The following is a 14,075-nucleotide window of genomic DNA, read 5'->3' as shown; positions in this document are numbered from 1 at the left end:
GCCCTTGTTAACTTATGGGTTTTTCACGTATGCGCCTGGGCGCAGATAGAACCACCAGTTGATGAGGATGCAGACGCCGTAGAAGATGGCGAAACCATAGAGTGCATACTCAGGTGTGGTGGCCTTGATTTCTTCGCCGAATACTTTCGGGATGATGAAGGCGCCGTATGCCGCGACAGCAGAGGTCCAGCCAAGCACAGGGCCAGCCTGTTCCTTGTTGAACACCACTGCGATGGTGCGGAAAGTGGAGCCGTTACCGATACCGGTAGCCGCGAACAGGATGATGAACAGCACGAGGAACGGATAGAAATATTCCTCAGGTGTTGCAGACGCGTAGGCTGCCTTCATGAAGTAAGCCACGCCCAGTGCACAGGCCACCATCACAACACTGACGATCTGCGTCACTTTCGCGCCGCCCATCTTGTCAGCCCAGCTGCCACCGATGGGGCGGATCAGCGCGCCAATGAAGGGCCCCATCCAGGCGAACATCAGGGCCGATGGGCCGTTCGGATTCACCGTATTGTGGGTCATGACACCGTCCACCATCAGGTGCTGGAAGCCGAACACCACCTTGATCGCCAGGCCCATGGCCGCGGCATAGCCGATAAAGCTGCCGAAGGTCATGGTGTAGATAACGGTCATGGCCCAGGTGTGTTTGTTGTCGAAAATCTGGAACTGGCGCTTGAGGTTTGTCTGGATTTTGCCGGGGATCAGCTTCAGTGCGAACACAGTGAGCGCGATCACAAGCGGCAGAACGATCCATTTATTGACATTAAGGCCGGACCCACCAATTTCAGCTGGCAGCATCAGCCACAGGCCGAAGGTGGCTGTCAGCAGGCCAATACCCAGCATGCCCAGGATTTTACCGAAGGCTGGCAGCGCCGCGCCCGCGTCTGGGGATACATGTTCGTCACGGATGTTGTTGAGGCCGAACCAACCGGCAATCGCCAGCGGCACCAAGAACAGCAGCCACACCCAACCAGCGTTGAAGATGTAGGTTTCCGTGCCCGCAGGAATTTTACCGATCAGCGTGCCGGACGTGTTCTTGAGCGTCATGCTGTCACCGCCGAACAGGGCGAATGTCATCACCAGCGGCACCAGAATCTGCATGGTGGTAACGCCGAAGTTGCCAAGGCCCGCATTCATGCCCAAGGCGTAGCCCTGGATCTTCTTGGGATAGAAGAAGCTGATGTTGGACATGGAAGACGCGAAGTTACCGCCACCAAAGCCCGAGAGGAGCGCCATCAGCTGGAACTGCCACAGCGGCGTGTTCGGGTCCTGCAAGAGGAAGCCTGTACCCGCCGCCGGAATCATCAGGAGCGCTGTCGTCAAAAAGAGCGTATAGCGCCCACCCGCGATGCGGATAAAGAAGGAGCTTGGGATCCGAAGCGTCGCGCCGGAAAGGCCCGCGATGGCCGCCAGGGTAAAGAGCTGGCTTTGCTCGAACGGGAAACCAAGGTTCAGCATCTGAACCGTAATGATGCCCCAGTAAAGCCAGACGGCGAAGCCACACAGCAGGGATGGAATGGAAATCCAGAGGTTGCGCGTTGCGATCTTCTTGCCCGCAGCGGCCCACTGGACATCATCGTCCGGGTTCCAGCCGTATAGATCGCGGCCCTTCTCTTCCAGTTTGGTTGCTTGTTCAGTCATTTGAACTCTCCTAAACGAGGCCTCTCCGGACCCCTCGGGTAAGTTGGGAGAGAGGCCCCAAGAGGCCTCTCAGATCCTTGGACGTTAGCCTTTGAGGCCTTCGAGTTCCGGCAGGTTGCGTGGACCACGCAGTTCCGGAATGCGTTGCTTCTCGAGCCGCTGGATCGCGAAGTGCATCCAGGTCAGCGCCACAGCGATGAGGACAGTCAGAAGCATGAAGCAACTGGTCCAGACGCCGATTACGTCGTTCATGAAGCCGAAGGTGATGGGAAGCACGAAGCCGCCAAGGCCACCGATCAGACCCACCATGCCGCCCACGGACCCAACATGGTCCGGGTAGTAGACCGGGATGTGCTTGTAGACAGCGGCCTTACCAAGGGACATGAAGAAGCCCAGGACGATGGTCAGCGCCACAAACAGTTCCAGCGGAATGGTGACATTGAAAGTGATCGGCCCAGTGATGCCCGCAACCGTATAATCAGTGGCCGGGTAGGACATGATGAAGGTGCAGATCACACTTGCGATGAAGGTCCAGTACATAACCGTCCGCGCACCAACCTTGTCCGACAGCCAGCCGCCGAGCGCCCGGAAGATAGACCCAGGAAGCGCGTAGCTTGCAGCCAGGATACCGGCGGTGCCAAGCTCAAGGCCGTAGGCGCCGACATAGTAGCGTGGCAGCCACAGCGCCAGCGCCACATAGGCACCGAACACGAAGAAGTAATAGAGCGAGAAGCGCCATACCTGAAGGTTCTTCAGCGGCTCAAGCTGCTGCAGGAAGCTGGGGTGCTTGTGGCCGCTGACTTTGTTGGCGGCGTGAACCGGGTCGTCTTTTGTGAACAGGAAAAACAGCACGGCCGTAATGGCCATGACAACAGCATAAACCTGCGCAACACCCTGCCAGGCACCGCCCACGGCCACCAGCAGCATCGGCGCACCGAAGTTGGTGATGGCTGCGCCCACGTTACCCATGCCAAAGATACCAAGGGCCGTGCCCTGTTGGTCTTTCGGGTACCAGCGGGACACATAGGCCACGCCAACAGCGAAACTGCCGCCCGCAAGGCCGACACCCAGCGCCGCCACCAGGAACATCTCGTAGGTGGTTACCATTGTCAGCAGGTAGGCTGCGACGGCTGTCGCCAGCATCTGGATGGTGTAAACGATCCGGCCGCCATATTGGTCGGTCCAGATACCAAGGAACAGGCGGCTAAGCGACCCTGTCAGTACCGGCGTTGCCACCAGGATACCGAATTGGGTGTCCGTCAACCCCAGCTGCGCCTTGATCTTGATCCCGATGATCGAGAAGATCGTCCATACGGCGAAACACACAGTGAACGCGAGTGTACTGGCGCTCAGCGCGTGGGTTCTTTGACCTTGAGTTACCAGGGTGTCTGTCACGATTCCCTCCTGACACAATTGTTGCCCTTTTGGTTGTCGCTACTATGGGGGCTCGGAGGGAAGCCGTGTTTGATCCATGTCAAGCGACTGAATTTTCCGGGTTTTGGGCTTTAAAGCGGCAGGTTTTCGACCACAGACACTTGGGAGAAGTCTTGGAAAAATGCGCTTTTTGGTCGCATTAACTTGAATGCAACATCCAAAATGCGATATTCCGTCGCATGGCCCAATAACGGGCCAAGGAGATTCGATGAATACACCCGTTCAAAATACCAAACTGGTTCAGGACCTGCTGCATAAGCTTGGGGACGTGGTGCATCAAATCCAGCGCGAACGTGGCTGTGCCGGCCTGCTTCTTGACAGCCTCGGCAAGATTTTTGCCCGCCGGTACGATGAACAGAACAAGGCCGTCGACAAGGCTATCAACGACCTGCGCACCTTTTGCGGGCGAACGGACGTCAAGGACGCCTTGCCTCAAAGCTTTGAGGCACGCCTGGCGTTCCTGCTCCGGAAATTCGAGGAATTGACCGAGGTCAGGGACCAGATTCGCCTGATGAAGGTGCGTTATACGCAGGCGCTCAACAACTATACCTTCAAATTCACCGTGCCGGCCATCGATGCCATGATCGAACTGGCGCAACGTGAACCGCGCCATAATTCAGCGCTGGTGTCGGCCTATTCCAACTTCCTGCAGTGGAAGGAGCGTGTGGGGATGGAGCGTGCGCTTGGGGCGCGTGGATTCTATACTTTCTCGTTCCGCAATCAGGAATTCTGTGACCGCTTTGTGGCCCTGATCGCCGAACAGCGCACCTATTTCGACACCTTCAAGGCGCTCGCATCCCCCAGCCAGATTACTGTGCTTCAGGAAGCTGTGCAGGACACGGACCTGCGGGCGCTCGGCAAGATCAATGACCTGCTGGAGGAAGGCGCCCCTCCCGGCGAGATTGAGCAATATTCAGGCGAAACCTGGTTTGAGCTGCTGACCCGCATGATCGACGGCCTCAGGAAGGCTGAGATCACGCTGGTGAACGGGCTTGAGGGCGCATTGAAAGCCGAATCAACCGGTAACGCCAACGATGTGACGTCTGGGAAAATGGCGCAATATCGGCCGTTCCTGAAGTCCCTGCCAATGCTGGCAGCCCTTGCCGACGGAGACCTGGACGAACTGCTGTCGCTATCGCAAATACGCGAATATGAAAAAGACAAGCTTCTGTTCCTGCGCGACGAACCGGCTGCCCGGATGTATGTCATCCTGGAGGGCTGGGTGAAAGCCTATAACGGCCTGGAGACCGGCGAAGAGGCCATCCTGCAAATGCTGGGGGCGGGCGAAACGCTCCTGGAATCAGCCGTGTTCCTCAATATGCCCACGCCTGTGAATGCCCAGGTGGTGGAGCGCGCAACGCTGCTGTCTATTCCGGCACCGGTGATCCGTCAGCGTATCCATTCAAGCCCGCAGCTTGCGGTCAATATGCTGAATACCGTGTCGCTCAGGTCCCAGCGTCTGGTGCAACAGCTGGAACTGTCACGCCTCAAGAGCGCGCAGGAGCGCGTCGGCTGGTTCCTGCTCAGGCTTGCACTCAATCAAAAGTCTTCCGACGGCACCATCCTGCTGCCGTACGAGAAATCCATCATCGCATCCTATCTTGATATGCGCCCGGAAACCTTTTCCCGCACACTCAAGAAGTTCAAGGAAGAAGGCTTCAGGGTGGCGACAGACCATGTTGTCATGCCCGATGCAGACTCCCTGTGCGACTTCTGCGACGTGGAGCTTGCAGGCCAATGCGGCCGTTCACAAACGGACGACTGCCCGCGCCCGGAACTTGGTGAAATGGCCTATCAGACAGACTCTTGATCTGAATCAAACACGGCCACACCCGTTCAAGATATTCCTTATCTAAAGAGTGCCCAACTCCGAAGCCTCCGGCTCTAAGTGACGCATGTCATACGAGCCTTTGGCCGCAGCCGTTGCTGCCGGGTCTGTGCGGGAAACCGCCTGGCCTCTCGCGATTAGAAAGGAGCCAGCTTGTGCGCTTAAGTGATGGATTCGGCCGTACCTTCAAATACCTGCGGCTTTCGGTAACCGAGGCCTGCAATTTCAAATGCAGCTATTGCCTGCCTGACGGCTACAGGAAATGCGCTGGGCCACAGCCCCTGACCGTGGATGAGCTCAGGCGTGCAGCCACAGCCTTTACTGAACTCGGCCTCCGCAAAATCCGCCTCACCGGCGGCGAGCCTACCGTGCGTAAGGACTTCCTTGAAATCGCAGAGACAATCGGGGCCCTTCACGGCTTAGAGAAACTTGCCCTCACAACAAACGGCTACCGGCTTGAGCACCGCGCGAAGGCCTTCTTTGATGCTGGCATCAGCGCGATCAACGTCAGCCTGGATAGCCTTGACCCAGCGACCTTTCTGAAGGTCACCGGGCATGACCGCTGCCATGAAGTGCTGCGCGGTATCGATGCAGCATTCGATGCCGGGTTCGACAGCGTCAAGCTGAACGCTGTCTTCCTAAAAGGCATCAACGACCATGAGTTGGAGTCCTACCTGCAGCTTGCGAAAGATCGGCCCCTGTCCGTGCGCTTCATTGAGCTGATGGAAACAGGCGACCACCCGGCCTACTTCCAGCGACACCATATTCCCGCCACCGTGATTGCCGAGAAGCTGGAGCGCGAAGGCTGGACCAAGAAACTCAAGGCGGTGGACGCAGGGCCGGCCAATGAATATGTCCACCCGGACTATCGGGGCAGCATCGGCCTGATCGCGCCCTACTCCAAGGATTTCTGCAAAAGCTGCAACCGACTTCGCTTCTCCAGCATGGGTAAGCTCCATCTATGCCTATTTGGTGAATTCGGTGTTCCCATGCGCGCCCTACTACAGTCCGATGATCAGGTCGAAGAGCTGAAAGCCAGGCTAATCAAGGCCGTCGGCCAGAAGGTCGACGGCCATCAGCTTGCGGCTGGCCTGACCGGACAGACCTCAAATCTTTCCAGTATCGGGGGATGACCTGATGCTTGTTTCAGGAGACTTTGGCTATGTTTGATCCTGCTCATGACTGCTGCTCGGGCCCAGGCCTCAGGCACTATGTTGACTGTCTTGAAGACCTTCACCGCGAAGCCACCCATTTGGAGGCAACTGAGGTAGAACTCTCTGAAGCGATCGGACAAACATTGGCCGATGACCTCAAAGCCCCCCTCTCCCTGCCCTCGTTCAACAACAGCGCCATGGACGGATTTGCCTTCAACTCCGACCGTGTAAAAGACGCCACGATAGATTCTCCGGTCAGACTGCCAATCGTCGGGGCCAGCATCGCCGGAGACAATGCCGGACTTGCACAGCTGAAGGGGCGGCAAGCCGTGAAAATCATGACGGGCGCTCCGCTACCGCTGGGCGCAGACACAGTCCTGCCGGTCGAGGCGGCAAGTTGGGAAACAGATGTCCTGACCTTCCATGCACCCTACCAGGCGGATCAACATGTCAGGCATATCGGCCAGGACGTTGCCCAGGGCAAAACCATACTGAAGGCCGGGACCTTGCTTGCCAGCCAGCACCTGCCGCTGTTGTCGGCCTTGGGGCTTGGCAAGGTTCGGGTCATCCAAAGGCCGACTGCCGCCTGGATTTCCACCGGGCAGGAACTTGTCGATGACCTGAGCCAGACGTTAAAACCCGGCCAGATCTATAACGCCACCGGTCTGTACGCTGCGGCAACTGCGCGGGAGTTGGGCTTCGACCTGCAACACACCGCCACCGTACGAGACACCCCGCAAGATTTTGCTGCCGCGCTCGACACGGCCATTGAGGGCAAGCCAAGAATTATCCTGTCCACAGGCGGCGTATCAGCGGGCCAGTATGATTTTGTCAAACCTGTCCTGACAGACATGGGCGCAACAATCATTTTCCACAAAGCCCGCATCAAACCTGCAAAGCCCGTTCTCTTTGCCCGGCTGCCTGGGGGAAGTTTCTTCTTTGGGCTTCCCGGAAACCCTATTTCAACGGCTTTGGCGCTCAGAGCCTTTGTCTACCCCTTTGTAAGGCGCCTCTCAGGGCAGGCCCCTGAACCCATGCGGGTTGCCCGATTGACACGGGATGTCCAGGTCGACGCATCGAAAACAGTGTTCCTGATGGGACGCATGCGCCTGAGCGACAGTGGCCTTATGATCGCAATACCCAACAAGCGGCAGCAGTCCTTCCAAACGGCACCCTTCGCCGAGAGCAATGCCTGGCTGATGGTGCCCGAAGGCGTTTCGGAGCTTAGCGCGGGTGACCAGGTTCACTGCCTGCCGTTTGACCCGGGATCAAACTGACTTACGGGTCAAACGGAGGCAATCAGGCCTAGTCTGAAATTTGGTCCAGCCAGGCTTCCACAGCACTCACATAGCTGGCGGGCAGCACATGTTTGCTGTCGAAGGTGCGGGTTTCAGGCGCGCGGCCAGCCGCCGCCACCAATTCGGTATTCTGTTCTGGCGTGGAATATTGATCCTTTTCCGCCATCAAAAGAAACCACGGCACTGTCACCTTGGGCGCGAAGGTAAGGGGCGATACCGCAGGCACGTTCCTGACAGCGGGCGGCACCATGGTTACCAGATGGGTCACGCGCGGGTCACGGGCGGCCAGAAGCACCCCGGTCTGCGCGCCCATGCTGTATCCCACCACAAGCACACGCTGGGTGTCCGCATATTTCGCCAGCACCTTATCGAGGGCAAACTGATAATCATCCACGGTTTTCAGGATCATGGCTTCATAGGCTGCACTGTCCCCCTTGCGGGCCTTCAACACATGTTCGATTGGCTTCACATCCACGATGCGGGCGCCGTGGTGTCGCGCATCCAGCGCCAGCACGCGGTAGCCCCGTGCGATCAGATCGGCGCTCACATCATCGCCTTGCATCCGGTTGTCGTCCGCAAGCCAATAGAGGCTTGAGCCCATCAGGCCATGCATCAGCACCGCCAGGGGCGCGTCCTTGGGCGTATCCTGTGCCTGATAGATGAAGCCGGTGATGCGGTTGCCGTCCGGCGCGTCATAACCGAACTGCTGGACATAGGTTTCGGCAAGGCTTGGAGTGGTTGCTGCCGTAATCGCCAGAAGAAGGGCGAAGATTTTTATCATTGTCTGTTTCATCAGAAGTCTCCTTTGCTGGAGTGCTTCTAACAAGCCCAATGTCAAACCTTCGTCAAACCTCGAGCAAACCCGCCTCAATCAATGTCGCGCCATGTCAGCCGCGCCACGGTGCCACCGTCAGGGCGGGCGGCAGCCTCAAAGCTGATGCGGAAATGATCACACAGGCGCGACACCAGCGTCAGGCCCACACCGAAGCCCTGTTTGGCCGGGTCAGCATGGCCAAAGCCCACGCCCGTGTCTGTGATTTCCAGCATGCCTTCCGCAGCCGACACCAGCACCTCCCCTTCTTCCGTATAAGAAAGTGCGTTCCTGAGGATATTGCCTACCATCACATGCGCCACGGCTTCAGGCACAGGCATGGAAACGCCCTCCCCTTCCTGCCGGATGGTCACTGGCCGGTCCCCCACCAAATGGCCATAGGCCCGGATGCTGCTGGCACACACGGCGCTCACGTCGCACGCCTGGGCCCGGCCCGGGTCACGCCCCAGCCACAGAATGCCCTCCGTCAGCTGCTGCATATCCTTGATCGCGGCCTTGAGGCGCACCAGCGCCCGGCTTTTGCCGCCTTCTTTTTCTTCCAGCACTTCCGCGGCGCCATAGGCCACCGAAAGCGGGGTGCGCAGTTCATGGCTGGCGTCCCGGTTGAACTGGCGCTCGCGTTCAATCAGTTCCTGAATGCGGGCTTCCCGGTCCTCAATGGCGCGCGCCAGCGCCTGCAGCTCCCGTGGGGCACTTTTCGGAATGGTCATCCGCCCCGCCACGCTGTCCCCGTCGCCCAGAACCTGGGCCATATGCTCAAGGGGGCCTGATACCTTGCGGCTCATGCGCGCCAGGAAGAACAGCGAGATCAGGAGCCCCAAAGCCACCATGCCGCCAATGATCACCAGAAACCCCTTGATCTGCGGGGTGGACCGGATGAACGGCCGGGCGTTGAAGAAAACATACAGGTTCCGGCCATCATCCAGCGTGCGCACAAGCGCGTGGAAATGACCGTGCTCTTTGCCGAAAACCTCAAACGCCCCGTTACGGTAGGTTGGGTCAACCTGCGCCTTCAGCCAGTCGGGCATGGCTTCCGTGCCGATATAGTAGGTCATCTTGAGACCGGGCATCGTGCCGCTGAGTTCCAAAGGCGACGGGTTCTCATTGATGAACTCCTTTGCGGCATCCCGGACCTGCAGATCGAAAATCTCATCCTCAAGCGAGAAGCCGAAAATCACCACCATCAGGGTGAAGACGGCAAAGCTTGAAACCATGGCACCCACAAACAGGCGCATGATCATGCTGCGGACCCTGCGTGACGCGCGCATCATGACGGTTGCTCCAGCGCATACCCCTTGCCGCGACGGGTTTTCAGCAGATCCCCCAAACCGAGGGACCCAAGGGCCTTGCGCAGATTATAGATATGGGTCCTGAGCGCGCCGGATTCGGGTGGCTCGTCGCCCCACAGGGCATAGCTGATGGTGGCTGATGTGACCACATCCGGCGCGGCATCCAGCAGCAGACCCAGAATGCGCGCCTCCTTTTCATGCAGCACCACAGACTGATCCTTCACTGAGACCGTCAGCGCGCCAGCATCGAAACTGAGCCCTGCAAAACTGCGCTCGGTGCTCTGGCGCGCCTTCGGGCGCCGGGTCAGCGCTTCAATCCGCATTTTCAGTTCGCGCAGGGAAAAGGGCTTCACCAGATAATCGTCGGCGCCCGCGTCAAAACCGGCTTCCTTGTCATCAATGGTGTCGCGTGCCGTCAGCATGATAATCGGTGCCTGCAGCCCCGCAGCCTGTCGGTATGCAGCACAGACATCCAGGCCGTCCCTGCCCGGCAGCATCAAATCCAGCACGATCACGTCATATTCATTTTCAAGCGCCAGCGACAGCCCCTGATCACCACTGTAGGCGAAATCCAGGCTGTAGGTGTCTTCCAGATAATCGGCAATGTTGGCCTGGATATCCAGATTGTCTTCAACGATCAGAATGCGCATTGGCGGTCCCTTTTTCTTCGGCGATCAGAAAGCATCGCACAGCCAATGTCAAACAGACGTCAAGCGGGCGCGCCGATCATTTCACCTTCATTTGACAATGGCGCTGGCATGATCTGCCTGAACCGACAGGAGAGGACCATGAAAACAACAATCGAGCTTGAAAATATCAGCCACGAGTTCACCACCGACCGGGAGTGCATCCGGCTTTTTGAAGACCTGAGCATGACCATCCGCACCGGCCAGACACAGGCCATCGTTGGCCCGTCAGGCGCGGGGAAATCCAGCCTGCTGTCTATCGCGGCGGGCCTTGAGGCCCCGACAGGCGGCACCGTGCGATTCTTTCTGGACGGCACCAATGTGGACGCCCGGACGCTTCGGGCAAACAGTGGTTTCATCTTCCAGCAGTTTCACCTGATGCCGGAACTGGATGCCATCGGCAACCTGGCTCTGCCGCTCAGGCTGAAGGGCGCGCGCGATGCGTTCGACCAGGCTGCTAACTGGCTGGCCAAGGTCGGGCTTTCGGACCGCGCCCGGCACCGCCCGCACCAGTTGAGCGGCGGCGAGCAGCAGCGCATCGCGGTGGCGCGGGCCTTCATTTCGAACCCCAGCTTCATCTTTGCAGACGAACCCACTGGGAACCTGGATGCCCGCACGTCCGAAAGCATCGCATCCCTGATGTTTGACTGCGCCAGGGAAACCGGTTGCGGCCTTGTGATCGTGACCCACAGCAGGCGCCTGGCGGCACAGGCGGACACCCGGCTGCACCTGGAAGCCGGCAAGCTGGAGATGGCAGCATGAGCAAGCTTCGCCTGACGTTAGAAAATAGCCTCAACGACCTGAAAGACAGCGATGGCCGCATCAGCATGGCAACCCAGGCCGCGCTTCTGATGTTCCTGATCACGCTGACGCTGACCAGCGCATCCATCCAGAAGTTCCTGGCCACCAACCTGGACCAGATGCTGGGGGCAGACCTGGTACTGGAAACACATGAACCGCTCGCGCCCGCGCAGGAAAATACACTGCGCGGCATGGCCAGCGGCGTGTCCAGAACCCGGCTGAGCGGTATTACCCTGACCCACAAGGATGCCTGGGCGCGGGTGCAGCTGAAGGCGGTGGACAGCCAGTATCCCCTTGAGGGCACGCTCAGGATAGCGGACACCCCGGCGGCCCCGGAACGCACCGCATCCAGTGGCCCGCGGGTTGGGGAAATCTGGCTGGGCGCGCGCCTGGCAACCAAGCTGCAGGCCCGGGTGGGCGAAACGATCATGCTGGGCGGCAAGGCGCTGACAGTATCGGCGATCCTGCTGCATGAGCCCGACCGCCTGATGGAAGGCCACAGCGTGGCCCTTCGCGCCATGGTGCATCATGACAGCCTGAGCGCCGAATTGCCCACCAGCGGCCAGGACCGCACACGGCACCTGATTGCCGGACCAACAGACGCGCAGGCGGCCATTGAGGCCTGGGCCACAGACGCCCTGCCCGCAGCCAGCATTGTAAAGAAGCATGGCGGCCAGCACCCGCTTGCCACCTTCTGGCAGCGCACGGAAAATTTCCTTGGGCTGGCGTCTGTGATCCTGTTTTTCCTGGGCGCTGTCGCGCTTGACATGACCAACCGCCGCTGGCTTGCCAAAATGCGCTACCGGCTGGCGATCTACTCCAGCATCGGCACACCGCTGGGCACAGGCATCGCCATGGCGCTGGGGGGCTGGTTCTTGAGCTTCCTGCTGGCGGCCCTGCTGGCAACCGGGCTGGCAGCCCTTGCCCATTCAGCCATTATTGCAAATCTGCAAACCGTTTTCCCCGGCGCGAAGGCAAGCTGGAGCGTTGCAGATGTCGCGCAGACCATCGGACTTCTTCTGATGCTGTTGATGGCCCTTCAGATCCCCAGCATGCTGCAGCTGTCGCGGGCATCGCTGTTGTCGCTCATTCGGCACACAGGCGAAGACAGCCATGTCTGGCAGCGGCTGTTTTGGGGGCTTCTGTCGGTATCGCTGCTGGCGGCCGCCTATTCAGACAACTGGCTTCTGACAGGCATGACGCTGGCGGCCATTGGCGTGGCCCTGGTGCTGATGATCGCGCTCACCTGGGGCGCCGTCCGGCTCGGTGACGTGTGGGGGCGTCGCCGGGCCGGGCTGTTGCCGTTCGCCTTCTTCATCATGCGTCAGCGGCTGTTCGCCAAATCGGCGCAGGTGATGGGGCTGGGGCTTTGCGGGCTTTTGCTTCTGTTCACCCTGATGCTGATGCGCGACCTGAGCAGCATGATGGAAGGCTATGCGCGCACCCACGACGGTAACCTGATGATTACCGAAGCGCAGGAAAACCACGTTGACGCCCTTCATGACTGGGCCGCAGCCAACAAGGCGCAGGTTCTGACGCTGCGGCCGTTCGTTTATGCCAAACTGATTTCAGTGAACGGCGCGCGCCTCAACGACTATATGCAGAAGCCCAGCGACAGCCTGGCCAGCCTGCAGGAACCCATTCGCCTGCACTGGACAGACCAGATGCCCGCGAACAACCGCCCGGAAGGCGGCACCTTCTGGCAGCCCGGCACCGACAACTGGCAGCAGATTTCCGTTGAGCCCGAAGTGATGACAGACATGAACTTCAGCTATGGCGACACGCTGACCTACCAGATCGGCGACAATCAATATGACTTTACGCTGACATCAAGCCATGTCTTCCAGTCGGGCGGCGGGTCAATCACCTTCTGGTTCCAGGTACCGGCCTCTGCCCGCGCCCATATTGATGCGCCTAGCCGCTTCATGGGCAGCATGGAACTGCCGGAAGCCGCATGGGACAAGCTGGCGTCCCTGTGGCAGCAGCACCCGACCCTGGCGCTGGCGCCACTTCGGGAACTGACAGAACGGTTTGACCAGACCCTGGGCATCGTCACCCAGATCACCAGCGGCTACGCAGGCATGATCCTCTTGCTGGCGCTGTTTGTGCTGGCCGCCAGTGTCAGCGGCTTCCGGGCCGATGACCGGCAGAAAAACGGCCTCTTGATGAGCATGGGGCTGAAGGACAAGGACTGCCTGTGGCTAAACTTCCATGACTGGGCTGTGACGGCGCTGGTGGCCGCCGCAGGCGCCATCGGCGGCACCTGGGCCGCGGGGCTGATGATCTATGAGGCCCAGTTCGGCATGAGCTACCAGCCAAATCTGTGGTGGGTGGCTGGCACCATGGTGCTGATGGTGACAACCGTATGCCTGGTGGGGTATCTGGCCTGCCGCCAAAGCCTGAAGGTTTCAGTGCGCGACCTGATGAACGGCTAAAACCGACCAAACATGCTGGCGAGACATCATGCTGTCTCGCCGGCCATGCCGCGCCTACGGTGCCGCCTTAGCCCAGCTGTCGCAGGCGGCCCAGCATCTGGGCCAATTGCTGATATTCATCGGCGCTGAACATGGCCTCCACGCGGTCCTGCACGGCTTCCCATTTAGGATAAGCTTCTTCCAGAAGGGCAAGGCCCCGCGTGGTCAGCAGCACTTCGCGCTTTCGGTCGCCGCCCGGCGTACCCAGATATACAAGCCCTGCCTTATTGAGGAGCGACAGGTTCCGCGACAGGGTTGTCCGGTCAATATCAAGAAGTTTACCGATGCGGGCGTATGAATCCGGCTTGATATGCGCGATGACATTCAAGAGAGTGAACTGCGTGACCGTCAGGCCAAGCGGCTTCAGGGCTTCATCATAGCTGCGGGTCAGAACACGGCTTACCCGCAACACCTTGGCCGCGGCGCACCTTTCACCCACTTCTGTCGTTTTGTCCATCAGCGCCTCCTTTTGTGTACCTACATCATAACCGCAGCTTTGGCGTGACCAACCATATTGAATAGCCCCTATTCAATTCTGGATCATTGCTGATCATCCATATAGGTGCATATACAACACCGGACGCAATTTCAACTGTCTGGTGCCCTGCAAAAATTCGTTCAAGGCCAAG

The 14,075-nt window shown here is 59.2% G+C and carries 11 protein-coding genes and 1 riboswitch; of the genes, 5 read left to right on the top strand and 6 right to left on the bottom strand.

Annotated elements, in window-relative coordinates; all coding sequences use genetic code 11:
* Positions 1–12 precede the first annotated feature (12 nt).
* Both B3Z17_RS11330 and B3Z17_RS11325 read right to left on the bottom strand, forming a co-directional pair.
* A complete protein-coding gene (locus B3Z17_RS11330; protein ID WP_068303883.1) occupies positions 13–1,650 on the bottom strand; it encodes an MFS transporter in 1,638 nt (545 codons plus the stop codon).
* An 84-nt stretch (positions 1,651–1,734) separates the two neighbouring features.
* A complete protein-coding gene (locus tag B3Z17_RS11325; protein WP_286829886.1) occupies positions 1,735–3,045 on the bottom strand; it encodes an MFS transporter in 1,311 nt (436 codons plus the stop codon).
* A 247-nt stretch (positions 3,046–3,292) separates the two neighbouring features.
* Here B3Z17_RS11325 and B3Z17_RS11320 point away from each other — a divergent pair, with 247 nt between their 5' ends.
* The 3 genes from B3Z17_RS11320 (at position 3,293) to glp (ending at position 7,343) form a co-directional block, all read left to right on the top strand.
* Complete coding sequence (locus B3Z17_RS11320) at positions 3,293–4,894, top strand: nitrate- and nitrite sensing domain-containing protein (protein ID WP_286829885.1); 1,602 nt, start codon at positions 3,293–3,295, stop codon at positions 4,892–4,894.
* 45 nt (positions 4,895–4,939) lie between these two features.
* Positions 4,940–5,076, top strand: a riboswitch (molybdenum cofactor riboswitch).
* Entirely contained in the window at positions 5,068–6,045 is a 978-nt protein-coding gene (gene moaA / locus B3Z17_RS11315) for a GTP 3',8-cyclase MoaA (RefSeq protein ID WP_286829884.1), read from the top strand. Its footprint overlaps the riboswitch before it by 9 nt.
* Positions 6,046–6,074: 29 nt before the next feature.
* Positions 6,075–7,343 carry a gephyrin-like molybdotransferase Glp gene (glp, locus tag B3Z17_RS11310; protein ID WP_286829883.1) on the top strand — a complete coding sequence of 423 codons (1,269 nt, stop codon included), beginning with the start codon at positions 6,075–6,077 and terminating at the stop codon, positions 7,341–7,343.
* A gap of 28 nt (positions 7,344–7,371) precedes the next feature.
* Here glp and B3Z17_RS11305 read toward each other — a convergent pair whose 3' ends face one another.
* The 3 genes from B3Z17_RS11305 to B3Z17_RS11295 all read right to left on the bottom strand — a co-directional run bounded on the left by B3Z17_RS11305 (position 7,372) and on the right by B3Z17_RS11295 (position 10,135).
* Positions 7,372–8,157 carry an alpha/beta hydrolase family protein gene (locus tag B3Z17_RS11305; protein ID WP_286829882.1) on the bottom strand — a complete coding sequence of 262 codons (786 nt, stop codon included), beginning with the start codon at positions 8,155–8,157 and terminating at the stop codon, positions 7,372–7,374.
* Positions 8,158–8,231: 74 nt separating this feature from the next.
* The gene (locus B3Z17_RS11300) at positions 8,232–9,467 is read right to left on the bottom strand and encodes a sensor histidine kinase (RefSeq protein ID WP_286829881.1); all 1,236 of its coding nucleotides are present in this window, start codon (positions 9,465–9,467) and stop codon (positions 8,232–8,234) included.
* Positions 9,464–10,135 carry a response regulator transcription factor gene (locus B3Z17_RS11295; protein WP_068303897.1) on the bottom strand — a complete coding sequence of 224 codons (672 nt, stop codon included), beginning with the start codon at positions 10,133–10,135 and terminating at the stop codon, positions 9,464–9,466. Before B3Z17_RS11295 ends, B3Z17_RS11300 begins: the two co-directional genes overlap by 4 nt.
* 138 nt (positions 10,136–10,273) lie before the next feature.
* On the opposite strand from B3Z17_RS11295, the gene B3Z17_RS11290 reads away from it, so the two are divergent.
* On the top strand, positions 10,274–10,933 hold the full coding sequence (locus B3Z17_RS11290) for an ABC transporter ATP-binding protein (RefSeq protein ID WP_286829880.1): 660 nt from the start codon (positions 10,274–10,276) through the stop codon (positions 10,931–10,933).
* A complete protein-coding gene (locus tag B3Z17_RS11285; RefSeq protein WP_286829879.1) occupies positions 10,930–13,407 on the top strand; it encodes an ABC transporter permease in 2,478 nt (825 codons plus the stop codon). Before B3Z17_RS11290 ends, B3Z17_RS11285 begins: the two co-directional genes overlap by 4 nt.
* 67 nt (positions 13,408–13,474) lie before the next feature.
* Here the strand turns inward: B3Z17_RS11285 and B3Z17_RS11280 are convergent, their stop codons facing one another.
* Entirely contained in the window at positions 13,475–13,903 is a 429-nt protein-coding gene (locus B3Z17_RS11280; RefSeq protein WP_068303903.1) for a MarR family winged helix-turn-helix transcriptional regulator, read from the bottom strand.
* Positions 13,904–14,075 lie beyond the last annotated feature (172 nt).

Source organism: Kordiimonas sp. UBA4487, assembly GCF_002389025.1.
Taxonomy (GTDB): domain Bacteria; phylum Pseudomonadota; class Alphaproteobacteria; order Sphingomonadales; family Kordiimonadaceae; genus Kordiimonas; species Kordiimonas lacus.
The sequence above is the reverse complement of the archived record's forward strand: the minus strand, read 5'-3'. Positions and strand labels throughout refer to the sequence as shown.